Origin of the sequence: Burkholderia sp. BCC0419, assembly GCF_902830285.1 — a bacterium.
GTDB lineage: Bacteria > Pseudomonadota > Gammaproteobacteria > Burkholderiales > Burkholderiaceae > Burkholderia.
Genome location: NZ_CADESR010000003.1, coordinates 729384 through 754326, shown reverse-complemented (window position 1 = coordinate 754326; position 24943 = coordinate 729384). Strand labels below are relative to the sequence as shown.

Genomic DNA, 24943 nt, shown 5'->3' with positions numbered 1-24943 from the left:
GGAAACGGGCCGCCCGTTTTCGTTGCGGGAGCGACGGCGAGTGCAGCGCAACGCGGCGCACCCCGATCCCGGCCGCGCGGAATTGCTGCGATAATCATCGCCCGTTCCCGAACCCTCCACCGCCGCGCGGCGGCGATCCCCGGATGGCCAAGTCACTTCCCCTCGCCGCGTTGCACACGTTCGTCGAAGTGGCGCGTTGCGGCAGCATGAAACAGGCGGCCGACCTGCTCTGCATTTCGCCGGGCGCCGTCAGCCAGCACGTCCGCAATCTCGAGGATCGCCTCGCCGTGCGCCTGTTCGAGCGCACCGGCCGCGAACTCGAGCTGACCGGCACCGGCCGCGCGCTGTTCGACCAGCTCGCCGGCGGCTTCAACGAGATCGAGGCCGCGTGGGCGAACGTGCATGGCGCGAACCGGCGCATCGTCCGCCTCGCGGTGACGACCACCGCGTCGTTCGCGAACACGTGGCTCGTGCAGCGGCTCGGCTCGTTCAACGCCGCGTACCCCGAAATCGAAATCACCGTCGAGACGCGCGCGCAACTGGTCGATCTGCGCCGCGACTACGTCGACGTCGCGATCCGGCACGGGCTGGGCCGCTATCCCGGGCACGCATCGTTCCGCATCTGGACGCCGGAGCTGTGGCCCGTGTGCAGCCCGCGACTACTCGATCCCGCGCGCCCGATCGGCGCGCCCGCCGACTGCCTGTCGTACCCGCTGCTGCAGGACGCCGACCGCGCCGACTGGGTGCTGTGGCTGCGCGCGCAGGGCATCGAGGATGCGCGTGCGCCGCGCGGCGCGAGCTTCAGCGAGGATGCGTTGCTGATCAAGGCCGCGGTCGCCGGGCAGGGCATCGCGCTGGTGCGCGACATCTATGCGCGCGACGAAGTCGCGGCCGGGCGGCTGGTTCGCGTGCTCGCGCGGCCCTGGCCGACCGAGTTCTCCTATTACGTCGTGTGCAGCGAAGCGCGCCAGCACGAGTGGAAGATCGCCGCGTTTCGCGACTGGCTGGCCCAGGAGATCGGCGGCGACGATCGCGACCCGCGCGATCTACTGGCGTGACCCACGCACGGCGGCCGTGGCGAAGCCCTTGAGCTTGCCGGTCGCGAGCGCGGTGCCGAGCAGGATGATCGCGCACCCGGCGATCGTCTGCACGGCGATCGTCTCGTGCAGGAAGATCGCGCCCCACACCACGCCGAACACCGGAATCAGGAACGTGACCGACGCCGCGTACTGTGCACCCGCATTGAGAAGCAATCCGAAATACAGCAGGTAGGCCAGCGCCGTGCAGATCGCGCCGAGCAGCACCACCGCGATCCAAGCGGACACATGCACGGGGCCGTGCGGCCACATCGGCAGCGCGAGCGGCACGAGTGCGACGGCCGCGAACAACTGGCTGCCGAACGCCGATACGAACGGCCGCACGTTCGCGAGCTTGCGCTTCGAGTAGTGCGCGGCGAACCCGTACGACAGCGTCGCGAGCATTGCGGCGGCGATGGCGAGCGGCGCGCCGGGCGTGCCGGCGCCGAGCGCCGAGCCGGCGAGCACGACGACGCCGGCGAAGCCCAGTGCGAGGCCGACTGCCTGCGGCTTCGTCAGTGGCGTGCGCAACCACACGTACGCGACGATCGCGGTCCATAGCGGGGTCGTCGCATTCAGGATCGAATCGGTGCCGGCCGTCACGAACAGGGCTGCATAGGTCAGCAGGCAAAACGGCAGCGCCGAGTTCGCGATGCCGACGACGAACAGCGGCACGACGTGCGAGCGGAATTCCCGCCGCGCCTGCGCGTTGCGCAGCACCGGCGACAACAGCACGGCCGCGATCGCGACGCGCAGCGCGATCAGCGGGACGACGCCGAATTCCGGCGCGCCCATGCGCATGAACAGGAAGGACGCGCCCCAGATGGCAGCCAGGGTCACGAGCTGCAGTGCATTCATAGACAGACTCCGTCCGGTGGATCGGGCGGCCGGCGCGCGATACGCGCCGGCGCGGGCGAATGACCCATTGAACGTCACGCGTCCGTAGTGACACAAACGAGGTTTTGTGACGGGCGGTTTAGAAAATTGAATCGACGGGCGCGCGGGCCTGGATCGCGCGCTCAGTGGCCGCGATAGAGTTGCGCGATTTGAGTGTTGCTGGCTGCGGCGCGACGTGGGTGCCCGGTGTGCAGGCTGACGCGGCGGATCGGGCGCGTGCGATGGGCGGTATCGCGGCTGCCTTTCCAGTCGGCCACGCGGACTGTGCTGGCGCGCTTCCGGTCAGGCGCGCGCAACGACGGCGCGGCTTGTGCAACCGCCATCCTGCGAGCGGGTTTGACGGCGAGCGGGGCGCTCTGTGGCGGATTGGCCGCCACTTGCGTTTCATCAGGCGAATGAAACGGGTAGATAGGGGCGGGCACGACCGGCAGGAGCGGATCGTTCGACGCGGGCAGCCCGGTTTCGGTCGCGACGGCGGCCGGCGCACCGGACCCGCGACAAACGGGATCGGCCTTGCAGGTCTGGTCGACCGTCACGTAGCCGCCGACCATCAGCACGAGCGTGAGGATGCTCAGGATCGGCGCGCTCGACGCGCGCGGGCGCTGGAAAGCCGCGTTGCGCAGCACGCGGGCGACGCGCGACGACCACGTATGGAAGGACCGCGGCGCATGCGCGGCGTGCGCGTCGGCCGGTCGGTGATCGATCGGCTCGAACGGCCAGTTCCACTGACCGCAGACGGGGCAGTGCTCGAGTGCACGGAACGCCACGAAACCACATTCGCGGCAGCGGCAGCACGTCGCGTGCCGCGATTCGGCGCGTGCATTCAGCACGGCACGCCAGGCATCGCGCGCGCGGACACTTCGGTTGGGCAGGACGCGCATGTCAGCGACCGACGGACGCTATCGTCGGGCTACACATCGGCGGTCGTTCGCATGCGGTGTTCATGCCATTCTCCATAACATCGGACGCGTGGAACCCGTTCGTCCGCAACTGCCTGCCGCTTAATTTTTGGTCGTTCGCGCGCGAAACGCAAGTACATGTCGCGCGTCGCGTTCCGCATGTTTCGCGCTAGCCGCCGTGCCGCTGTCGGGCCGCGAGCGTGCCGAGTGTTTCCAGCGCACGCTCGACGGCCGGTGTCCATGGCCGCCCGTAGTTGAGTCGCAAATAGCGGCGGAAGCCGCCGGTCGCGGAGAAGATCGGCCCGGGCGCGATGCTGACGCCGTGCTCCATCGCATCGCCGAACAGGTGCATCGCATCCATGTGCGGCGGCAGTTCGATCCACAGGAAATACCCGCCGCGCGGCGCGAACACTTCGGTGTCGGCCGGAAAATACGCACGCACGGCCGAGAGCATCTGCGCCTGGTGCGCGGCGAGATTGCGTCGCAGCTTGCGCAGGAAACGATCGTATGCGCCGTCGCGCAGGTAGCTCGAAATCGCCATCTGCGCGGGTACGTCGGCGGCCGGTGCGCTCGCACCTTTGGCCTCGCGGATCTGCTGCACGAAGCGGCCGGCCGCGACCCAGCCGATCCGGAACCCGGGCGCGAGACATTTCGAGAACGATCCGCAATGCAGGACGAGCCCGGTGTCGTCATACAGTTTCGCGGGGCGCGTGGGGGCCGTGCCGAACTGCAGTTCGCCATACACGTCGTCCTCGATCAGCGGCACGCCGCGCGACGCGAGCAGGTCGATCAGCGCGCGCTTGCGCTCGTCGGTCAGCGTCGCGCCGGTCGGGTTGTGGAATGACGTCATGAACCAGCACGCGCGCACCGGATGCGTGTCGAGCGCCTCGGCGAGCGCGTCGAGGTCGAGGCCCGTGCGCGGGTCGACCGGAATCTCGACGGCCTTCAGGTGCAGGCACTGGACGGCCTGCAGCACCGCGTGGAATGCCGGCCGTTCGATTGCGACGATGTCGCCCGGGCGCGTCAGCACCCGCAGGCTGAGCGTCAGCGCTTCGGTCGCCCCCGTCGTGATGACGATTTCCTCAAGCGGCAGCGACGCGCCCGCGTTCAGGTAGCGCAACGCGATCTGGCGGCGCAGCGCTTCGTTACCGGGCGGCAAGCCGTCCAGCAGTTTCGTGCGGTCCATGTTGCGGGCGGCCGATGCCACGTAGCGCCACAGGCTGCTCATCGGGAACAGCGAATAGCTCGCGAATGCCGAGCCGAGCGGCACGATGTCGTCGCGTTTGAGCGAGTCGAGCAGACGCAACAGCGCATCGTCGTCGCCGGTTTGCGCGGCGCCCGGTTTGCGCGGCGGATCGCGGCCGAAGCGCACGTGCTTGTCCGCGAGGTTCGCAACGAAATAACCGGAGCGTGCCCGCGCGACGATCAGGCCCTCGCTTTCGAGCGCGTAGTACGCACGAAACACCGTGGACGGGCTCACGCGATACGCGCGGCATGCCGCACGCACCGTGGGGATGCGCGCGCCGGGCGCCAGGTCGCCGCGTCGAATGGCGTCGGCGATCGTCTGTGCCAGCGCCGCATAACGCTTCATGCGTACCCTCCGGCCGTTGGACCTAGATGACAAAGAGTAGTACGGCAGCCGTCACGTGCAAGCGCGCCCCAAATCGCTGATCCGCATGTTTTTTGAGCGCTCTGATCCTGTTCTTTCGTCTGACGAACGGGCATCCTCTCGCAAGCTTTGTTCCCGCTGTCCGACCGATACGGAATTCACGCTGCTCGACCGCGAATCCGTGACGCCCGCGCGTGTCGCGCGAGTCCTTTTCTGCGGCGTCCTTACCTTATCCGGAAGCATCCAGCGTGAAACTGAAGACCCTGGTCGCGGGCCTCGTGGCCGGCATCGCCCTCAACCTGTTCAGCGGCGCGGCAGTCGCAGCCTGCGTCAACAATCCCGCCGCCCAGTCGAACGCGACGTTCCCCGCCGCGCTGACCGGCAAGCTCGTCTATCACAGCTACGTCAAGTACGGCGACGGCACGAGCCAGTTGTTCCTCTACGATTTCTCGGCCCATACGCTGACGCAACTCAGCAAGGGCGCGTGGGGCATCACCGATCCGATGAACGGCGTGTTCAGCCCCGATGGCAAGTGGCTCGCGTTCATGGGCATCAGCAACGGCGCATGGAACGTGTTCATGCTGCAGCTCGGCGCCGGCACGCCGCCCGTCAACATGACGAACAGCACGGGCGCCACCCGCAACGAAGACCCGAAGTTCAGCACGGACGGCAAGACGCTCGTGTTCAAGCAGAACGGCGACGTCAAGCAGGCGACGCTGTCGTACACGAGCGCGGGCCCGGCGTTCACGTCGGTCGTGAGCCTGACGAACGCGCCGGCCGGCGCCGAATACTCTATGCCGTTCCTCGCGCCGGACGCGAGCGCCGTGTACTACGCGACCGGCACCGGCTCGAACATGGGGCTGATGAAGCGCACGATCGCGACCGGCGCGACCGCCGTGTTCGATCGTCCGGCCGGGCTGCAGACGTACTATCCGACCGTGCGTGCGGACGGCATGGTGTACTACGCGCGCTGGAAGGACAGCGGCGGGGCTGACCAGATCTATGCGAAGACGGCCGACCCGGCCTCGACGCCGAGCGCGCTGGCGCTCAACGACTGCATGAGCAACAACTCAGACCCGGCACCGGTAAGTGGTACGAATTACCTGTTTTTCTCGTCGACGACGGCGGGCGGCTATCAGCTCTACGTCGGCAACGTAACGACCGGCCAGCGCTGGAGCCTGTCGCAGTTCGGCGTGAATGCCGACGCGACGAAGGCGAAGCTCGGCGCGAACTACTACGGCGGCCCGGCGGCCGCGCAGCCGACGCTGCTGTCACAGGGGCGTCCGGCCGCTGCATCGGCCAGCTACAACACGTCGCTGACGGCCGACAAGGCGTTCGACGGCAACACGACGAGCACGCGCTGGGATTCGCCGGAAGGCGCGGGCGTCGATCCGCAGTGGATCTCCGTCGATCTCGGCGTGGTGAAGAAGATCAGCAGCGTCGATCTGTACTGGGACGCCGGCGCGCTCGTTTATCAGATCCAGACGTCGAACGACAACGCGAACTGGACGACGGTCTACTCGACGAGCAACGGCGTGTCGTACGGCCACGTCACGCTGCCGAACCTCAACGCGCAGGGCCGCTACGTGCGGATGGTCGGCACGAAGCGGGCGACGCAGTGGGGGTATTCGCTCGATGAAATGCAGGTGTGGGGATCGTAAGCGCAAACAGAAAAGCGGCCTTCGAGGCCGCTTTTTTTTGCTTCAAGTACTGCCGCCTCACGCATGCAGCACATGCGCCGGAAACGCCGGCCCGGCCGCCGCCGCCCCCTGCGCCAGCGGCGCAACCTGCTTGCGGCGCTCGCGGGTCGGCGCGACGCCGAACGCGTCGCGATAGCTCTTGCTGAAGTGGCACGCCGACTGGAAGCCGCACGCCATCGTGATGTGCATGATCGACATGTCGGTCTGCAGCAGAAGCTCGCGCGCACGGCGCAGCCGCAGCGTCAGGTAGTAGTGCGTCGGCGTCATCCCGAGATGCTCGCGGAAGAGGCGCTGCAACTGCCGCTGCGACATGTTCGCGAGCCGCGCGAGTTCCTCGCGCGACAGCGGCTCCTCGATGTTGTTCTCCATCAGCGAGATCACTTCGAACAGCGACTTGTTCGCCGAGCCGAGGCGTGCGACGAGCGGCATGCGCTGCTGCGCGCTCGTGTCGCGCACGTGTTCGACGATGAACTGCTCGGCGATTTGCGTGACGCGCGCGGTGCCGACGCGCGCGGCGATCAGGTTCAGCATCATGTCGAGCGGCGCGACGCCGCCGGTGCACGTGATGCGGTCGCGGTCGATCACGAACAGTTCCTTCAGGAAACGCGTGTCAGGAAACTCTTCCTTCAGCGCCGACATGTTCTCCCAGTGGATCGCGCACGCGTAGCCCGCGAGCAGCCCCGACTTCGCGAGTGCATAGGTGCCCGTGCACAGGCTGCCGAGCGGCAGCCCCATGCGCGCGAAGCGGCGCAGTGTCGACAGATGGGCGGGCGTGGTCGCGCGCTGCACGTCGATGCCGCCGCACACGAACACGATATCCGGCTGCCCCACGCATTCGGCCGGCCCCGTGTCGACCGTGAGGCCGTTGCTCGCCGTGACCGGGCCGCCGTCCGGGCTGATCACCGACCAGCGGTAGAGCGGCTGGCCGCTCAGGTAGTTCGCCATCCGAAGCACCTCGATCGCATTGGTGAACGCGATCATCGTGAAGTTCGGTAAAGGCATGAACGCGAAGTGGGACAGCGACGCTGTGCGGTCGGGCGACATGGGGAGCGTTCCTTGAATCTCTAATAGCTTTTGGCCCGGGGCACGAATCGGGCTGCGGTATTGTGTGAGCGAGTGCAACAAGCGTGCCATACGGCTAAACCCTAGCTCCATACGTTGTCTGGGCATCAGGTCGTTGCTGCACTGCACCGTATCCGGGAGAGGCCGCACTCGAACGTGCGGCAAACGCACTGCCGGTGTGCGTGTCCATAGGTGAACCATCGACACCGTTTCGGTCGGTCATCCCGAAAAGCACGACCGGTCACTTGTATAAAACGGACGTGCATGGCGGAAAAGGCAAAGAACGCGTCTAAATTCATCAATCCGCCGAAAATCCGAACGACAAGAATAGAGCCGTCGGCAGCCTTGCACTGGACGAGCGGGAAACCAGGCACGGTGGGCCTTGAGCTTCGGTTGCAGCCCTTTCTTCTTCGTCACGGACGCACTATGTCGAACACCCAGCCTTTCTTCTCGCAGCCCCTTGCCGAGCGCGACGCGCCGGTGCGCAGCGCCATCCTGAAGGAACTCGAGCGTCAGCAGTCGCAGGTCGAGCTGATCGCGTCGGAAAACATCGTGTCGCGCGCCGTGCTCGAGGCGCAGGGCTCGGTACTGACCAACAAGTACGCGGAAGGCTATCCCGGCAAGCGCTACTACGGCGGCTGCGAATTCGCCGATGAAGTCGAGGCGCTCGCGATCGAACGCGTGAAGCAGATCTTCAACGCCGGCTATGCGAACGTGCAGCCGCACTCGGGCGCGCAGGCGAACGGCTCGGTGATGCTCGCGCTGGCGAAGCCGGGCGACACGGTGCTCGGCATGTCGCTCGACGCGGGCGGCCACCTGACGCACGGCGCGAAGCCGGCGCTGTCGGGCAAGTGGTTCAACGCGGTCCAGTACGGCGTGAACCGCGACACGCTGCGGATCGATTACGACCAGGTCGAGGCGCTCGCCCACGAGCACAAGCCGAACCTCATCATCGCCGGCTTCTCGGCGTACCCGCGCGCGCTCGATTTCGCACGCTTTCGCGCGATCGCCGACAGCGTCGGCGCGAAGCTGATGGTCGACATGGCGCACATCGCGGGCGTGATCGCCGCGGGCCGCCACGCGAACCCGGTCGAGCACGCGCACGTCGTCACGTCGACCACGCACAAGACGCTGCGCGGCCCGCGCGGCGGCTTCGTGCTGACCAACGACGAAGACATCGCGAAGAAGATCAACTCGGCCGTGTTCCCGGGCCTGCAGGGCGGCCCGCTGATGCACGTGATCGCCGGCAAGGCCGTCGCGTTCGGCGAAGTGCTGCATGCGGACTTCAAGACCTACATCGACAACGTGCTCGCGAACGCGCAGGCGCTCGGCGAAGTGCTGAAGGCCGGCGGCGTCGATCTCGTCACGGGCGGCACCGATAACCACCTGCTGCTGGTCGACCTGCGCCCGAAGGGCCTGAAGGGCGCGCCGGTCGAGCAGGCGCTGGAACGCGCGGGCATCACCTGCAACAAGAACGGCATCCCGTTCGACACCGAGAAGCCGACCGTCACGTCGGGCATTCGTCTCGGCACGCCGGCCGGCACGACGCGCGGCTTCGGCGTCGCGGAGTTCCGCGAAGTCGGCCGCCTGATCCTCGAAGTGTTCGACGCGCTGCGTGCGAACCCGGAAGGCGACCCGGCAACCGAACAGCGCGTGCGCCGCGAGATCTTCGCGCTCTGCGAGCGCTTCCCGATCTACTGATCGACCCCACCAGAACAGTCACACGAGCGAGAGCAGATATGAGCACGCTGCATCAGGACAGCATCATCATCGACGGACTGAACATTTCGAAGTTCGAGAAGCCGGTGTTCGAGGACATGCGCAAGGGCGGCATCACGGCCGCGAACTGCACGGTGTCGGTGTGGGAGAACTTCGCCAAGACCGTCGACAACATCGGCGTGATGAAGAAGAAGATCCGCGACAACGGCGAGCTGCTGACGCTCGTGCGCACGACGGACGACATCTTCCGCGCGAAGAAGGAAGGCAAGACCGGGATCATCCTCGGCTTCCAGAACGCGCATGCGTTCGAGGACAACCTCGGCTACATCGAGGCGTTCGCCGACATGGGCGTGCGCGTCGTGCAGCTTTGCTACAACACGCAGAACCTGGTCGGCACCGGCTGCTACGAGCGCGACGGCGGGCTGTCGGACTTCGGCCGCGAAGTGATCACGGAGATGAACCGCGTCGGCATCATGGTCGACCTGTCGCATGTGGGCGGCAACACGTCGTCGGAAGCGATCGCGTTCTCGAAGAAGCCGGTGTGCTACTCGCATTGCCTGCCGTCCGGCCTGAAGGAACATCCGCGCAACAAGAGCGACGCGCAGCTGAAGGAGATCGCCGATGCGGGCGGCTTCGTCGGCGTGACGATGTTCGCGCCGTTCCTGAAGCGCGGCATCGAAGCGAACATCGACGACTACATCGAGGCGATCGACTACGTCGTGAACCTGATCGGCGAAGACGCGGTCGGCATCGGCACGGATTTCACGCAGGATTTCGCGAAGGAATTCTTCGACATGCTAACGCATGACAAGGGCCGCTATCGCCAGCTGACGAACTTCGGCAAGGTGATCAACCCGGACGGCATCCGCACGATCGGCGAATTCCCGAACCTGACCGCCGCGATGGAACGCCACGGCTGGAAGGAGTCGCGCATCCGCAAGATCATGGGCGAGAACTGGGTGCGCGTGTTCAAGGACGTGTGGGGCGCGTAAGCGCCCGCCGAGCCGAATCGCACCCTTCGTTTAAACATAAAAAAATCGGGACGTGCCCGCGCAAGCAGCGCGGGCACGCGGACGATGTCGCGCCTGCGCACTGAACCGCGCGGCCACTTTCCTCACGGAGTCACCACGATGCAACCGCAACTGCCGATCAACGTCGATCCCGATACCGGCGTCTGGACCACCGACGCGCTGCCGATGCTGTACGTGCCGCGCCACTTCTTCACGAACAACCACGTCGCCGTCGAGGAAGCGCTCGGCGTCGAGGCGTATGCCGAGATCCTCTACAAGGCCGGCTACAAGTCCGCCTACCACTGGTGCGACAAGGAAGCAAAGCAGCACGGCATCACCGGCATGGCCGTGTTCGAGCACTACCTGAATCGCCTGTCGCAACGCGGCTGGGGCCTGTTCTCGATCATCGAGGCCGATCCGGCGAGCGCGCGCGCGAAGATCGAGCTGCGCCACTCGTCGTTCGTGCTCCAGCAGCCGGGCAAGGAAGGCAAGCTCTGCTACATGTTCGCGGGCTGGTTCGCGGGCGCGATGGACTGGGTCAACGACACGACGCCGGAAGGCAAGAACGCGCCGCGCGCGCAATCGAAGGAAGTGCAGTGTGCGGCCGAGCATCACGACCACTGCGTCTTCGAAGTGTCGCCGATCGCGCACTGACGCATTGATTCACTGAAGCACAACAACACCCGCAACACGAGACATTCGAACGCCAGAGGTCGCCAGCGATGCGTTATCCCCACCTGTTCAAACCCATGCAGCTGAACCAGCTGACGCTGCGCAACCGGATCGTCAGCACCGCGCACGCGGAGGTGTATGCCGAGCCGGGCGGCCTGCCGGGCGACCGCTATATCCGCTACTACGAAGAAAAGGCGAAGGGTGGCGTCGGCCTGGCCATCTGCGGCGGCTCGAGCCCCGTGTCGATCGACAGCCCGCAAGGCTGGTGGAAATCGGTGAACCTGTCGACCGACAAGATCATCGATCCGCTCACGCGCCTGGCCGACACGATGCACAAGCACGGCGCGAAGATCATGATCCAGGCGACGCACATGGGCCGCCGCTCGTCGTTCCACGGCGAGCACTGGCCGCACCTGATGTCGCCGTCGGGCGTGCGCGAACCGGTGCACCGCGGCAACGCGAAGATCATCGAGATCGAGGAAATCCGCCGCATCATCAGCGATTTCGCGGCGGCGGCGAAGCGCGTGAAGGCGGCCGGCATGGACGGCATCGAAATCTCCGCCGCGCACCAGCACCTGATCGACCAGTTCTGGAGCAAGCGTTCGAACCATCGCACCGACGAGTGGGGCGGCAGCCTGGAAAACCGCCTGCGCTTCGGCATCGAAGTGCTGACGGCCGTGCGCGAGGCGGTCGGCAAGGATTTCTGCGTCGGCCTGCGCATGTGCGGCGACGAATTCCACGAGGACGGCCTCGACCATGAGGCACTGAAGGAAATCGCGCAGGCGATGTCGGAAACGGGCCTGATCGACTACCTGAGCGTGGTCGGCTCGGGTGGCGATACGCACAACACGATCGCCAACTGCATGCCGCCGATGGCGTTGCCGCCGGAGCCGTTCGTGCACCTCGCGGCCGGCATCAAGTCGGTCGTGAAGATTCCGGTGATGCACGCGCAGAGCATCCGCGATGCGGGCCAGGCCGAGCGCCTGCTCGCGAACGGCATGATCGACCTGGTCGGCATGACGCGCGCGCAGATCGCCGATCCGCACATGGTGATCAAGATCCGCGACGGCCGCGAGGACGAAATCAAGCAGTGCGTCGGCGCGAACTACTGCATCGACCGCCAGTACAACGGCCTCGACGTGCTGTGCATCCAGAACGCGGCGACGTCGCGCGAAGCGACGATGCCGCACATCATCGAGAAGTCGCGCGGCCCGAAGCGCAAGGTCGTGGTGGTCGGCGCGGGCCCGGCGGGCCTCGAGGCCGCGCGTGTCGCGAAGCTGCGCGGCCACGACGTCGTGCTGTTCGAGAAGAACGCGGAAGTGGGCGGCCAGGTGATGATCGCCGCGAAGGCGCCGCAGCGCGAGCAGATGTCGGGGATCATCCGCTGGTTCGACATGGAAACGAAGCGTCTGGGCGTCGACCGGCGTCTCGGCGTGGCCGCTGACGAGAAGATGATCATGGCCGAGAAGCCGGACATCGTCGTGCTCGCGACGGGCGGCTCGAGCTTCACATGGCAGGTGCCGGCGTGGGGCGTGGCCGAAGGCCTCGCCGTCAGCTCATGGGACATCCTGACCGGCAAGGTCGAGCCGAAGCAGAACGTGCTGCTGTTCGACGGCGTGAGCACGCATGCGGGCGCGGGCGTGGCCGACTTCATGGCGAGCCGCGGCTCGAAGGTCGAGGTCGTCACGCCGGACGTGAAGGTGGCCGACGACTGCGGCGGCACGACATTCCCGATCTTCTATCGCCGCCTGTACGCATTCGGCGTGATCCCGACGCCGAACACGATGCTCGATCGCGTCTATGAAGAGAACGGCAAGATGATCGCCGTGCTGCGCAACGAGTACACGGAAGAACTGGAAGAGCGCGCCGTCGACCAGGTGGTGATCGAGAACGGTTCGTCGCCGAACGACGAACTGTACTGGAAGCTCAAGCCGGAATCGGTGAACCGCGGCCAGATCGATCCGCACACGCTGTTCGCGGCCGAGCCGCAGCCGTGCCTGTCGGAAGAACTCGGCAACGGCCGTTTCCTGCTGTTCCGTGTCGGCGACTGCATCTCGATGCACAACGTCCATGGGGCCATCTACGACTCGCTGCGTCTCGTGAAGGATTTCTAAAAGATGAACCCGTCCTTCCTCATTACCGCCCTGTTGTGGCTGTCGGTGGCGGGGCTCGCGTTCGCGGTCGCGAAGCGCTCGTCCTACTGGCGTCTGGGCCGTGCGACGGCGCCCGGCTCGTTCGGCGTCGCGAACCTGTTCGCGATTCCGAAGCGTTATTTCGTCGACCTGCACCACGTGGTGGCCCGCGATCCGTACATCGCGAAGACCCACGTCGCGACCGCCGGCGGCGCGATCGGCGCGCTCGCGCTGGTGTTCGTCAACTACGGCCTCGCGATCTACTCGCCGTGGCTCGACAAGCTGATCTTCCTCGCGGCGCTCGCGATGCTGGTCGGCGCGGTGTTCGTGTGGCGTCGACGCGCGGCGAAGGACGTGCCGGCGCGCCTGTCGAAAGGCCCGTGGAATACGCTGCCCTGGTTGCTCGGTTCGTTCGCGCTCGGCCTCGTGCTGTTCATGCTGGTGCCGACCGGCGCGATGTCGGGTACGTTCGCGGTGCTCTGCGCGCTGCTGATCGGTATCGGCGCGTTCACGATGACGGTCGGCGCCGCGAAGGGCGGCCCGATGAAGCATGCGATCGCCGGCCTGCTGCATCTCGCGTTCCACCCGCGTCAGGAGCGTTTCGCGGCTACGCGCGACTCGTTCACCGGCAACGGCACGGCCACGCCGCCGACCGCGCTGAAGCTGCCGGACATCGAGCATCAGGAGTACGGCGTCGCGAAGCCGGTCGAATTCCGCTGGAACCAGCTGCTGAGCTTCGACGCCTGCGTGCAGTGCGGCAAGTGCGAAGCCGCGTGCCCCGCGTTCGCGTCGGGCCAGCCGCTGAATCCGAAGAAGCTGATCCAGGATCTCGTGGTCGGGATGGCCGGCGGCACCGATGCGGCGTATGCGGGCAGCCCGTCGCCGGGTATCGCGGTCGGCCAGCATCGCGGCGAGCCGAACGGCCCGATCGTGTCGGGCCTGATCGAGGAACAGACGCTGTGGTCGTGCACCACCTGCCGCGCGTGCGTGCAGGAATGCCCGATGCTGATCGAACACGTCGACGCGATCGTCGACATGCGCCGTAACCGTACGCTGGTGCACGGCACGGTGCCGGGCAAGGGCCAGGAAGTGCTCGCGAACCTGCGCGAGACCGGCACGATGGGCGGCTACGACACGGCCGCGCGCTACGACTGGTCGGTGGACCTGAGTGCACCCGTCGCGCAACCCGGCAAGTCGGTCGACGTGCTGTTCGTCGCGGGTGAAGGCGCATTCGACATGCGCTACCAGCGTACGCTGCGCGCGTTCGTCACGGTGCTGAACAAGGCGGGTGTCGACTATGCGGTGCTCGGCGGGACCGAGACCGACACCGGCGACGTCGCACGCCGGCTCGGCGATGAAGCGACGTTCCAGCAGATGGCCAAGCGCCTGATCGGCACGCTCGGTTCGCTGTCGTACAAGCAGATCGTGACGGCCGACCCGCACGTGATGCACAGCCTGCGCAACGAATACCGTGCGCTCGGGCTGCGCGTGACGGTCAAGCATCACACGACCTATCTGGCCGAACTGGCCGACAGCGGCAAGATCGTGCCGAAGGCGGTCGAGGCGCTGCAGGAGAAGCGCACGACCTATCACGATCCGTGCTATCTCGGCCGCTACAACGGCGAGACGGAAGCGCCGCGCAAGCTGCTGAAGACGATCGGCATCCAGGTCGTCGAGATGGAGCGCAACGGCATGCGCGGCCGCTGCTGCGGCGGTGGCGGCGGTGCGCCGCTGACCGACATCCCCGGCAAGCAGCGCATCCCGGACATCCGCATCGCCGATGCACGCACGATCGGTGCGGACGTGGTCGCGGTTGCGTGCCCGAACTGCACGGCCATGCTCGAAGGCGTCGTGGGCCCGCGCCCCGACGTGCTCGACGTCGCCGAACTCGTCGCCGCCTCGCTGGAGTGAATCGATGAATACGATCAAACGAATCGATCCGCGCCGGCCGTTCATCATTACGGCCGCCGGCCTGAAGCGCATCACGCTCGGCGAGGAAGGCAGCGCCGATGCGAACGCCGCGCAGTGGTCCGCGCACGGTCATGGCGCCGCCGCGAAGCCGCGCCGCGCGCTGCAAGACCCGAAGCACGTGATGCTGGTGGTCGCGCACAGCGAACGCGGCGCGCTCGACGACCATTCGCGGCAGGCGATCGCCGCCGCCGCCGTGCTCGCCGATGCGCAGACCGAAGTCGCGCTGCTCGCGTTCGGCGAACTGAAGGACGACGTGGCCGAACTCGGCGTCGACAAGCTGCTCGAGCTGGCCGGCTTCGAGCGCCGCGCGTTCGATCCCGAAAGCGAACTGCAAGCATTGCAGGCCTGCGTGGCCGCGCTCGCACCGAAGCACGTGTTCGTGCCCGACAACGCGACGGGCGACGGCGATCTCGGCCGGCGTTACGCGGCGGCCGCCGGCGCGAGCGTCGCGACTCACGTCGTCGAGATCGACGCGAAGCATGTGGGCGCGTATGCGCAGGCCGGGCGTGCGTTCGCGACCCGTGCGCTGCCCGACGTGATCCTGCTCGCGCAGAACGCGGTCGAAGCGAAGCTGCCGTTCGTCGGCGCGGGCGAACGCGTCGCCGCCGATTTCATCCGCCCGGCGCATGACGCCGCGCAGCCGTACCGCGATCTCGGTCTCGACGAAATCGACGCGGCTCAGGTCGCGTTGGAGGAAGCCGATTTCATCGTGTCGGCCGGCAACGGCGTGTCCGACATCGGCGCGTTCGAGCGGCTGGCCGGCGTGTTCGGCGCGGCGATCGGCGCGAGCCGCGTCGCGGTCGACAACGGCCACTTCACGCGCGACAAGCAGGTCGGCGCGACCGGCAAGACGGTCGAGGCGAGCGTGTACATCGCGTTCGGCATCTCGGGCGCGGTGCAGCATCTGCAGGGGATCAAGGACTGCCGCCACGTGATCGCGGTGAACCTCGACGGCAGCGCGCCGATCGCGAAGCGCGCGAACCTGACCGTGGTCGGCGACGCGCAGGCGACGATCGCCGCGCTGATCGAACAGGTCCAGGCCGCGCGGGCCGCGCGCGGCGAATCGCCGGCCGCGGTCGGTACCCGTGAACCCGAAGGAGTCGCCGCATGAACGCCCCTCGCCCCTTGCAACGCATCGCGGTGCTCGTGTCCGTCGGCCGGCATCCGGTCAGCGGCGTCGCGCGCTACAGCCGCAACGACGCGGCCGCGCTCGAAACCGGCCGCCAGCTCGCCGAGAAGCATCGCGCGACGCTCGACGTGATCCATGCAGGCGACCCCGCGAATGTGGCGCTTGCCGAGTATCTCGCGCTCGGCGCGCGGGAGGTCGAGGTGCTGGCCTGCCGCGACGACGACGATGCCGTGCACGCGCTCGCCGCGCGTCTCGACGGCTACGACCTCGTGCTGACCGGTACGCGCGCCGAGGGCGCATACGACACCGGGATGCTGCCGTACCGCGTCGCCGCGGCGCTCGGTTATCCGCTCGTCGGCTCGGCCGTCGACGTGACGGTCGACGGCGGCCGCGCGGCGGTGCGGCAATTTTTGCCGAAAGGGCTGCGGCGGCGTGTCGACGCGGCGCTGCCGGCCGTCGTCGCCGTCCATCCGCTCGCCGGTGTGGAGCCGCGCTATGCGTATGCGCGGCTGCGCGCCGGCGCGATCCGGCCGGCGCTCGCGGCGCCCGGCACGGACGCCGACGCGGCCGCGTGGACGGTCGGCCCGGTCGAGCGTAAACCCGTAAAACTGGTCGCCGCCGAGAAGCGCTCCGGGCATGCCCGGATGCTGTCCGCGACGACGACCGAAAGCCGTGGCGGCAACGTCGTAAATGAAGGGAGTTCGGTCGAAAAAGCACAAGTGATCCTCGCGTATTTGCGCGAGCATCAGCTCATCGACTACTGATTTTGATGCCTGTCGGCAAGAACCCAGGGATGCAAGGAATCCGGAGCAAACGATGAAAGTATCGGCAGACATTCGTGCATTGATCGAGCGGCGCAAGGAAGGGCACAGCCTCGACGCACCGTTCTACACGAGCGAGGACATCTTCGCGCTCGACATGGAGGCGATTTTCCGCCAGCACTGGATCCAGGTGGCGATCGAACCGGACATTCCCGAGCCGGGCGATTACGTGACCGTGCAGTTGGGCAGCGATTCGATCCTGATCGTGCGCGACGACGACATGGCGATCCGCGCGTTCCACAACGTGTGCCGTCACCGCGGCGCGCGCCTGTGCAACGAAGATAAAGGCTCGGTCGGCAACATCGTGTGCCCGTACCACAGCTGGACCTACAACCTGACGGGCCAGCTGATGTTCGCCGAGCACATGGGCGAGAAGTTCGACCGCTGCAAGCACAGCCTGAAGTCGGTGCACGTCGAGAACCTCGCGGGCCTGATCTTCATCTGCCTCGCGGACGAGCCGCCGGTCGATTTCGCGCAGATGCGCGCCGAGATGGAGCCGTACCTGCTGCCGCACGACCTGCCGAACACGAAGATCGCCGCGCAGATCGACATCATCGAGGAAGGCAACTGGAAGCTCACGATGGAGAACAACCGCGAGTGCTATCACTGCGTCGCGAACCATCCGGAGCTGACGATCTCGCTGTACGAATACGGCTTCGGCTACCAGCGTTCCGACGCGAACGCCGAAGGCATGGACGCGTTCGCGGAAACCTGCGTCCGCCGCGGCAAGGAGTGGGCCGAGATGGGCCTGCCGTCCGCCGAAATCGAAAAGCTGTCCGACGTGACGGGTTTCCGCACGCAGCGCCTGCCGCTCGACCGCCACGGCGAATCGCAGACGCTCGACGCGAAGGTCGCGTCGAAGAAGCTGCTCGGCGGCTTCGACAAGGCCGACCTCGGCGGGCTGTCGTTCTGGACGCAGCCGAACTCGTGGCACCACTTCATGAGCGATCACATCGTGACGTTCTCGGTGATCCCGCTGTCGGCCGGCAAGACGCTCGTGCGTACGAAGTGGCTCGTGCACAAGGACGCGAAGGAAGGCATCGACTACGACGTGAAGAACCTCACGGCCGTATGGAACGCGACCAACGACCAGGATCGCGCGCTCGTCGAATTCTCGCAGCGCGGCGCGACCAGCAGCGCGTACGAGCCGGGCCCGTATTCGCCGTACACGGAAGGTCTCGTCGAAAAATTCTCGGCCTGGTACATCGGCCGGCTCGCCGAAAAAACCGGCGCGTAGGACATAGCAGCGAACAAGCGGAGCAAGACATGATGCGAGATGCGGCCAATTTCGAGCCGGTGGACAGCCGGGTGACGCACCCGGCCTTCTGGAACGCGCTGCCCGAGCGCTGGACGAGCGACGTCGAGGAAACGCTGGTGTGCTGCCACGTGCGGCAGGAAACCCACGACGTGAAGAGTTTCTTCTTCCGTTCGCCGCAGGGCCGCACGTTCTCGTTCGAGCCCGGGCAGTTCATCACGCTCGAGCTCGACATCGACGGCGAAACGATCAACCGGTGCTACACGATCTCGTCGTCGCCGGCGCGGCCGCACACGATCTCGATCACGGTCAAGCGTGTGCCGGGCGGCAAGGTGTCGAACTGGCTGCACGACAACCTGCAGCCGGGCGCGTCGATTCGCGTGCTCGGCCCGGCCGGGGAATTCACGTGCGCACGGCATCCGGCGCGCAAGTACCTGTTCCTGTCGGCCGGCTCGGGCGTTACGCCGCTGATGTCGATGAGCCGTGCACACCATGATCTCGCGGAAGATCGCGACATCCTGTTCGTGCACAGCGCACGCACGCCGGACGACATCATCTTCGCGCGCGAGCTTGACCTGATCGCGTCGAACCATACGAATTTCCGCACGTCGTTCGTCGTCGAGCGCGTCGGCGCACGCACCAACTGGCCGGGCGTCACGGGCTTCCTGACGCTGCCGCTGCTGAAGCTGATCGCACCGGATTTCATGGAACGCGAGATCTTCACGTGCGGCCCCGCGCCGTACATGAAGGCGGTGCGCGACCTGCTCGACGAAGCCGGTTTCGATCGCAAGCAGTATCACGAGGAAAGCTTCTCGTTCGAGACGCTCGCGCAGACCGCGAGCGACGAACTGCTCGCCGAGCTTGCGCCACCGGCCGAAAGCGGCGACGCAGCGACGAAGCAGTACACGGTCAGCTTCGCGAAGAGCAACCGCGAGATCTCGTGCGGCTCGGCGCAGCACGTGCTCGACGCGGCGCGCCAGTCGGGCGTGCGGCTGCCGGCATCGTGCACGCAGGGCATGTGCGGCACCTGCAAGGTGAAGCTCGTGTCGGGGCAGGTCGAGATGAAACACAACGGCGGCATCCGCCAGCGCGAGATCGATCAGGGGATGGTGCTGCTGTGCTGCAGCAAGCCGCTGTCGGATCTCGTGATCGACAAGTAGTCGAAACTCGCCATCGGCTGTCCGGGCGCGTCGCGTCCGGACAAGCATCCGTCGGAAAACAACGATACCGCGGATTTGTGGTTGAAGAACCTAGAGAGACAACGCGCACGGTGCGCAGACCCAGGAGATCGACCATGAAACTGTTTGGAAAACTGCTTTGGACCGGCGCCCTGTCGGCGATGGTGGCATTGAGCGCATCGGCGCTCGCCGATACGAAGCCGACGCTGAAAATCGGCTACGTCGAAGGCTGGGACGACAGCGTCGCGACGTCGAACGTCGCGGCCCGCGTCATCGAGAAGAAGCTCGGCTACGAGGTGAAGCTCGTGCCGGTCGCTGCCGGGATCATGTGGCAGGGCGTCGCGCGCGGCGATCTCGATGCGACGCTGTCCGCGTGGCTGCCCGTCACGCACGGCTCGTACTGGAGCGAATACAAGAGCAAGGTCGTCGACGTCGGCGCGAACTTTCCCGACGCGAAGATCGGCCTGATCGTTCCCGATTACGTGAAGGCGAAGAGCATCGAGGACCTGAACGCCGAGAAGAGCAGCTTCGGCGGCCGGATCGTCGGCATCGATGCCGGTGCGGGCGTGATGCGCAAGACCGACGAAGCGATCAAGAACTACGGGCTGAGCTACACGCTGATGCCGAGCTCGGGCAGTGCGATGACGGCCGAGCTGTCCCGCTCCGTCGGTGCGAACAAGCCGGTCATCGTGACCGGCTGGGCGCCGCACTGGATGTTCGCGAAGTGGAAGCTGCGTTTCCTCGAAGATCCGAAGAAAGTGTTCGGCGGCGCCGAGCACGTCGACAGCGTCGTGAATCCGCAGCTCGAAACCAAGGCGAAGCCGGTCGTCGCGTTCCTGAAGAAATTCCAGTGGAAGCCGGGTGAAATCGATAGCGTGATGCTCGCGATCCAGAACGGTTCGAAGCCGGAAGCGGCCGCCGACGCGTGGATTGCGGCCCATTCGGATCGTGTGAATTCGTGGACTGAAGGCGTCCAGTAATCACCGAAAAGTACGTTATACGAATCGACAAAAAAATGCACCGAGAATGGCACGCAGGAATCCGAAATAATCCTGATTCCGTGCGGCCATATCTCGGAATTGTTTTGCGAATTCTGCAAAAAAGCGCGTAAGTTGTTACACTAGCGCCCTTGTGCGGAGTCATCTGCTTTGCATCTGAACAGAGTAAGCGCTGAAGCGCTAACACTGATCGAGAGGAGGAATTGGATGAGTCAGGCAGGACTGCGTGCTAATCGCACCAGTGATGTTGAGGCAACCATCTCACATGATTCGACGGGCCACACGCTGCATCGTGGCCTCACTTGGAAAGACGCTTTTTGGGTGACGAGCGGCGTGCCGGCAGGCGTGCTGTTTACGATCGGCGGCGTATGCGCGACGATCGGCCAGCCCGCGTGGGCGATCTGGATCGCCGCGATCACGATGGGGCTGGTTCAAAGCGCGACTTATGCGGAAATATCCGGGCTATTTCCCCATAAATCGGGCGGCGCGTCGGTGTATGGCGCGATCGGCTGGGTGCGTTACAGCAAACTGATTGCCCCGGTTTCCGTGTGGTGCAACTGGCTTGCGTGGTCGCCGATGCTCGCGCTCGGCTGCGGCCTCGCGGCGAGCTATGCGCTCACGAGTCTCTTTCCCGCCAATGCGGCGGTGCTGCACTGGCAGCTCAAGATTGCGGATCTCGGGTTCATCAAGCCGGGTCTTTCCCTGCGAATCAACGCGACGTTCATCATCGCGACGATTCTGCTTCTCATCACGTTCAAGCTTCAGCACAGCGGTGCGTCGAAGGCTGCACGTACGCAGCGCATTCTCGGCATTGCATCGCTCACGCCGCTGTTGATCGTCGGCATCGTGCCGTTCGTCACCGGCGACGTGCCGATGTCGAACCTGCTCCCGCTGCTGCCGCTCGGTCACGACGCGCAGGGCAACCTTACGGCCGCGACCTTCGGCTCGTGGAACGGGCAGGGCGTGACGATGGCGCTCGGCGCGATGTTCATGGCCGGCTGGGCGTCGTACGGTTTCGAGACGGCCGTCTGCTATACGCGCGAATTCCGCGATCCGCGGCGCGATACCGCCAAGGCGATCTTCTGGTCGGGTGCGCTGTGTCTGGTCGTGATGACGCTCGTGCCGATGGCGTTCCAGGGCGCGCTCGGCACGCAGGCGATGCTCGATCCGTCGATCGGCGACGGCACCGGCGTCGCGGCCGCGATGGCGAAGATCGTCGGCGGCGGCGCGTGGGTCGCGAATGCGGTCGTCGTGATGCTGATGCTGTCGATCCTGCTGATCGTGATGACGTCGATGATGGGTTCGTCGCGCACGCTGTACCAGGCATCGGTCGACGGCTGGCTGCCGAAGTACCTGTCGCACGTGAACGAGCACGGCTCGCCCACCCGCGCGATGTGGACCGATCTCGGCTTCAACCTCGTGTTGCTGATGATGTCGGACTACATGACGGTGCTGTCGATCTCGAACGTCTGCTACATGCTGTTCGTATTCCTGAATCTTCAGTCGGGCTGGATCCACCGGATGGATCGCGGCAACTGGGATCGGCCGTTCCGCTGCCCGACCTGGCTGCTCGTCGGCGGCGCGATCTGCGGCTATGCGAACCTCGTCTACGTCGGCGCGGGCGCGAACCTGCAGGGCGAAGGCACGCTGCGCAACGGGCTGATCGCGATGCTGCTGATCGTGCCGGTGTTCCTGTTCCGCCACTACTGGCAGGATCGCGGCCGCTTCCCCGAGCAGATGCAGCGCGACATGGAGCTGGAAGTACCGAAGCGCGCGCCGTGGCTGAACTTGATGCCGTATGCGGCGCTGATCGGGGCGGGGTTGACGATCTGGTTGTCGTATTACTTCGCGTGGGGGAAGTGACGCGCGAGGCCGGGTAACGGTGCGCGCCGCCCGGAAACCGCACACGGGCGTCGCGATCGATCGCGCGGCAAGCAACGAAGCAACGAAGCCCGACCGGCTTGCAACCGGTCGGGCTTTCGTCGTTCATGGCCGGCGCTATTGCCGGCGTGTACGGCGCAGCAACTACGCGATCAAGGACACTTGATTTTGGGAATGTTCGGTTCTAATATCCGGATTCATGAGCCCGACCTCTCCCGGCTCCCGCGACAGGGGGCGTCCACGCGAATTCGACACCGACGAGGTGATCGACGTCGCTGCGCGCGTGTTCTGGGAGCAGGGGTATCACGCGACGTCGATCGATACGTTATGCGAGGCGACCGGTGTTTTCCGCGGCAGCCTGTACCGGACGTTCGGCGACAAGCACGGGTTGCTGGTCGCCGCGTTTGACCGTTACGCGGAGGGTGCGATCGCCCGGCTCAAGGAGCGTCTCGCGGCGGACCTGCCGCCTCGGCAGGCGCTCAGAGACGCTTTGCTGTACTACACGGAAATCGGTGTGCGGCTGTCGGAGCGCCGCGGCTGTTTCATCACGAATTCGGCCGTCGAACTCCTGCCCGGCGACGACGCGTTGCGGCCGTACATCGAATCGACGCTGCTGCGCATCGGCACGCAGTTCAGCCTTGCGGTGGCGCGTGGCCAGCAGTCGGGCGATTTCGACCGGAACCTCGATCCGGAAGAGGTCGGGCGGTTCCTGCTGTGCCTGATCCAGGGCATGCGCGTGCTGGGCAAGTCGAGTGCGTCGGAGGCGGAGCTGGCGTCGATCGTCGAAATCGCGATGCGGGCGCTGACCTGATTTTTTTTGATTATTTTGAGAATGATTGGTTTCAAATGATGCGTGCGCTACGTACGCTACGAGACCGTGAAGGGCAAGCAGACTCAGCTAGAAAGTTGAAAACACGCCGCCGCTGCGTACAGCCGCGCCGGCACCCTTGTTCAATTAATTTGGGAATGATCGGTCATGAATGGTGCGAATAACGGAATCCCGGCCGCGAGCGCATACGGGAAGGGCATCGTGGCATGTGTCGTCGCGACGATCCTGATGGGCGTGATGTTCCCGGTGATGACCGATGCGCTGCGATACATCGACCCCTTCACGTTCACATCGCTGCGCTATCTGATCGCCGGTACCGCGTTCATCGTGTTGCTGCGGATCGTCGAAGGGCCCGGCGCATTCCGCGCGGCCGGCCAATCGGTGCCGCTTGCATGGCTGCTCGGCTCGATCGGCTTTTGCGGATTCGGCTCGTTCGTGTTCCTGGGCCAGCAGCTGGCCGGCGACGAAGGCGCGCTGACCGCATCGATCATGATGGCGACGCAGCCGATGATGGGACTCCTGCTCAACGCGCTGATGCGGCGCGTCGCACCTGCACCGGTGTCGGTGCTGTTCGTCGTGCTGTCCTTTACCGGCGTCGCGCTCGTGATCACGCGCGGCGACGTGATTGTCGCGCTGCACGAACCGCAGCACTACGCGGCCAATGCACTGATCATCGTCGGCGCGTTGTGCTGGGTTGTCTATACCTTCGGTGCGGCGCGTTTTACCGGCTGGTCGGCACTGAAATACACGACGTTCACGACGTGGCTCGGGCTGACCACGATCGTCACGGTGAACGTGGTGCTGGTCGCGACGCACCGGGTCGCGGCGCCGTCATGGGCTACCGTGCACGCGGTGCTGCCGCACCTCGCCTACATGGGACCGGTGGCCGGCTTCGGCGCGATCCTGCTGTGGATGACCGGCAACCGGAACCTGGGGCCGATGAACGGCGTGCTGTTCATGGACATCGTGCCCATCACCGCGTTCGTCGTGTCCGCGGTCACGGGCGTGGTGCCCAACCGCGCGCAGATCGCGGGCGCCGCGTTGACGGGCGTGGCGCTGATCCTCAACAACCTGTATCTGCGACGCCGCGCGCGACGCATTGGCGCGGCGCCTGCGCGCGCGTCGTCGGCGTCCGCGTGACGGAGTGCGACGGCGTTCGCGGATGCGACGCGCTTACGAAAACACCACCGTCCGATCCCCGTTCAAGAACACCCGCCGCTCGATGAACGCCTTCACCGCGCGCGCGAGCGTGAGGCTTTCGACATCGCGCCCCACCGCAAGCAATTGCTCCGGCCGCAGCGCATGATCGACGCGCTCGACGACCTGCTCGATGATCGGGCCTTCGTCGAGATCGTCGGTGACGAAGTGCGCGGTCGCGCCGATCAGCTTCACGCCGCGCGCATGTGCCTGGTGATACGGCTTCGCGCCCTTGAAGCCGGGCAGGAACGAGTGGTGGATGTTGATCGCGCGGTGCGCGAGCTTCGCGCTCGTCTCCTGCGACAGCACCTGCATGTAGCGCGCGAGGATCACGAGCTCGGCGCCGCTCGATTCGAAGAAGTCGAGCCATTGCGCTTCCTGCTGCGCCTTGGTATCGGCCGTGATCGGGAAGTGCCGGAACGGCAGCCCGTGCTGCGCGGCGAGCGGCTCGAAGTCGGGATGGTTCGACACGATGCCGACGATGTCCATCTTCAGCTCGCCCATTCGCCAGCGGAACAGAAGATCCGCGAGGCAGTGCTCGAGCTTCGACACCATGATCAGCACCTTCGGGCGTGCATTGACGTCGTGGATCGCCCATTGGATGTCGCCATCGTGGCCGCCGAGTCCGGACGCGATCGGCGCGAATTCCTGGCGCAGCGCGTCGATCTGCAGCGTCTCATCCGTCGGATGAAAGACGCAGCGCACGAAGAAGCGGTTGCTGAGATCGTCGTCGAACACGTTCAGCGCATCGACGTAGCAGCGATGGCGATCGAGAAAGCCGACGACGGCGGCGACCTGGCCGGCCGCGCTCGGGCACGACAGTGTCAGGACGAATTGATCGGGGCGGTGCTCGGCGTTCATGAGACTCCTCGGATGGCATGGGGCGCACGGCCGCGCGGCGGCGCACG

20 protein-coding genes are annotated in these 24943 nt (G+C 65.9%); 15 read left to right on the top strand and 5 right to left on the bottom strand.

The genetic code is table 11. The features are described 5' to 3' along the window. Positions 1–143 precede the first annotated feature (143 nt). Entirely contained in the window at positions 144–1058 is a 915-nt protein-coding gene (locus HWW87_RS21660; RefSeq protein ID WP_175822064.1) for a LysR substrate-binding domain-containing protein, read from the top strand. Here HWW87_RS21660 and HWW87_RS21655 read toward each other — a convergent pair. From HWW87_RS21655 to HWW87_RS21645, 3 genes are all read right to left on the bottom strand, one after another. After that, positions 1047–1934, bottom strand: coding sequence for a DMT family transporter (locus HWW87_RS21655; RefSeq protein WP_175822063.1), 888 nt, complete (start codon positions 1932–1934; stop codon positions 1047–1049). The genes HWW87_RS21660 and HWW87_RS21655 overlap by 12 nt on opposite strands. Before the next feature lie 161 nt (positions 1935–2095). Beyond that, positions 2096–2854 carry a hypothetical protein gene (locus tag HWW87_RS21650; RefSeq protein ID WP_175822062.1) on the bottom strand — a complete coding sequence of 253 codons (759 nt, stop codon included), beginning with the start codon at positions 2852–2854 and terminating at the stop codon, positions 2096–2098. Between the two features lie 187 nt (positions 2855–3041). Next, a complete protein-coding gene (locus HWW87_RS21645; RefSeq protein ID WP_175822061.1) occupies positions 3042–4463 on the bottom strand; it encodes a PLP-dependent aminotransferase family protein in 1422 nt (473 codons plus the stop codon). Positions 4464–4729: 266 nt separating this feature from the next. Here HWW87_RS21645 and HWW87_RS21640 point away from each other — a divergent pair, with 266 nt between their 5' ends. After that, positions 4730–6142: a discoidin domain-containing protein gene (locus HWW87_RS21640; protein ID WP_175822060.1), complete on the top strand. Its 1413-nt coding sequence runs from the start codon at positions 4730–4732 to the stop codon at positions 6140–6142. A 57-nt stretch (positions 6143–6199) separates the two neighbouring features. Here HWW87_RS21640 and HWW87_RS21635 read toward each other — a convergent pair whose 3' ends face one another. After that, positions 6200–7315, bottom strand: coding sequence for a GlxA family transcriptional regulator (locus HWW87_RS21635; RefSeq protein ID WP_175822059.1), 1116 nt, complete (start codon positions 7313–7315; stop codon positions 6200–6202). A gap of 354 nt (positions 7316–7669) precedes the next feature. On the opposite strand from HWW87_RS21635, the gene HWW87_RS21630 reads away from it, so the two are divergent. The 13 genes from HWW87_RS21630 (at position 7670) to HWW87_RS21570 (ending at position 23978) form a co-directional block, all read left to right on the top strand. Then, positions 7670–8944 carry a serine hydroxymethyltransferase gene (locus tag HWW87_RS21630; RefSeq protein WP_175822058.1) on the top strand — a complete coding sequence of 425 codons (1275 nt, stop codon included), beginning with the start codon at positions 7670–7672 and terminating at the stop codon, positions 8942–8944. A gap of 38 nt (positions 8945–8982) precedes the next feature. Beyond that, on the top strand, positions 8983–9954 hold the full coding sequence (locus HWW87_RS21625; RefSeq protein ID WP_175689779.1) for a dipeptidase: 972 nt from the start codon (positions 8983–8985) through the stop codon (positions 9952–9954). Positions 9955–10092: 138 nt separating this feature from the next. After that, on the top strand, positions 10093–10626 hold the full coding sequence (locus HWW87_RS21620; RefSeq protein ID WP_175822057.1) for a DUF5943 domain-containing protein: 534 nt from the start codon (positions 10093–10095) through the stop codon (positions 10624–10626). A 68-nt stretch (positions 10627–10694) separates the two neighbouring features. After that, a complete protein-coding gene (locus tag HWW87_RS21615) occupies positions 10695–12758 on the top strand; it encodes an NADH:flavin oxidoreductase (RefSeq protein WP_175822056.1) in 2064 nt (687 codons plus the stop codon). A 3-nt stretch (positions 12759–12761) separates the two neighbouring features. Further along, positions 12762–14687: a (Fe-S)-binding protein gene (locus HWW87_RS21610; protein WP_175822055.1), complete on the top strand. Its 1926-nt coding sequence runs from the start codon at positions 12762–12764 to the stop codon at positions 14685–14687. Between the two features lie 4 nt (positions 14688–14691). After that, positions 14692–15858 (top strand): electron transfer flavoprotein subunit alpha/FixB family protein, encoded by a 1167-nt coding sequence (locus HWW87_RS21605; protein ID WP_175822054.1) that lies wholly within the window; start codon positions 14692–14694, stop codon positions 15856–15858. Continuing rightward, complete coding sequence (locus HWW87_RS21600; protein ID WP_175822053.1) at positions 15855–16640, top strand: electron transfer flavoprotein subunit beta/FixA family protein; 786 nt, start codon at positions 15855–15857, stop codon at positions 16638–16640. The genes HWW87_RS21605 and HWW87_RS21600 overlap by 4 nt, the downstream gene beginning before the upstream one ends. Before the next feature lie 52 nt (positions 16641–16692). After that, on the top strand, positions 16693–17934 hold the full coding sequence (locus tag HWW87_RS21595) for an aromatic ring-hydroxylating dioxygenase subunit alpha (protein ID WP_175822052.1): 1242 nt from the start codon (positions 16693–16695) through the stop codon (positions 17932–17934). A 29-nt stretch (positions 17935–17963) separates the two neighbouring features. Continuing rightward, positions 17964–19112 (top strand): hybrid-cluster NAD(P)-dependent oxidoreductase, encoded by a 1149-nt coding sequence (locus HWW87_RS21590; RefSeq protein ID WP_175822051.1) that lies wholly within the window; start codon positions 17964–17966, stop codon positions 19110–19112. Positions 19113–19246: 134 nt separating this feature from the next. Next, a complete protein-coding gene (locus HWW87_RS21585; RefSeq protein ID WP_175822050.1) occupies positions 19247–20110 on the top strand; it encodes a glycine betaine ABC transporter substrate-binding protein in 864 nt (287 codons plus the stop codon). A 225-nt stretch (positions 20111–20335) separates the two neighbouring features. Further along, positions 20336–21991 (top strand): APC family permease, encoded by a 1656-nt coding sequence (locus tag HWW87_RS21580; protein WP_175822049.1) that lies wholly within the window; start codon positions 20336–20338, stop codon positions 21989–21991. A 217-nt stretch (positions 21992–22208) separates the two neighbouring features. Then, entirely contained in the window at positions 22209–22820 is a 612-nt protein-coding gene (locus tag HWW87_RS21575) for a TetR/AcrR family transcriptional regulator (protein WP_175822048.1), read from the top strand. Positions 22821–22985: 165 nt separating this feature from the next. Continuing rightward, a complete protein-coding gene (locus HWW87_RS21570; RefSeq protein ID WP_175822047.1) occupies positions 22986–23978 on the top strand; it encodes a DMT family transporter in 993 nt (330 codons plus the stop codon). Positions 23979–24011: 33 nt separating this feature from the next. Here HWW87_RS21570 and purU read toward each other — a convergent pair whose 3' ends face one another. Then, positions 24012–24896 (bottom strand): formyltetrahydrofolate deformylase, encoded by an 885-nt coding sequence (gene purU / locus HWW87_RS21565; RefSeq protein WP_175822046.1) that lies wholly within the window; start codon positions 24894–24896, stop codon positions 24012–24014. Positions 24897–24943: the final 47 nt, after the last annotated feature.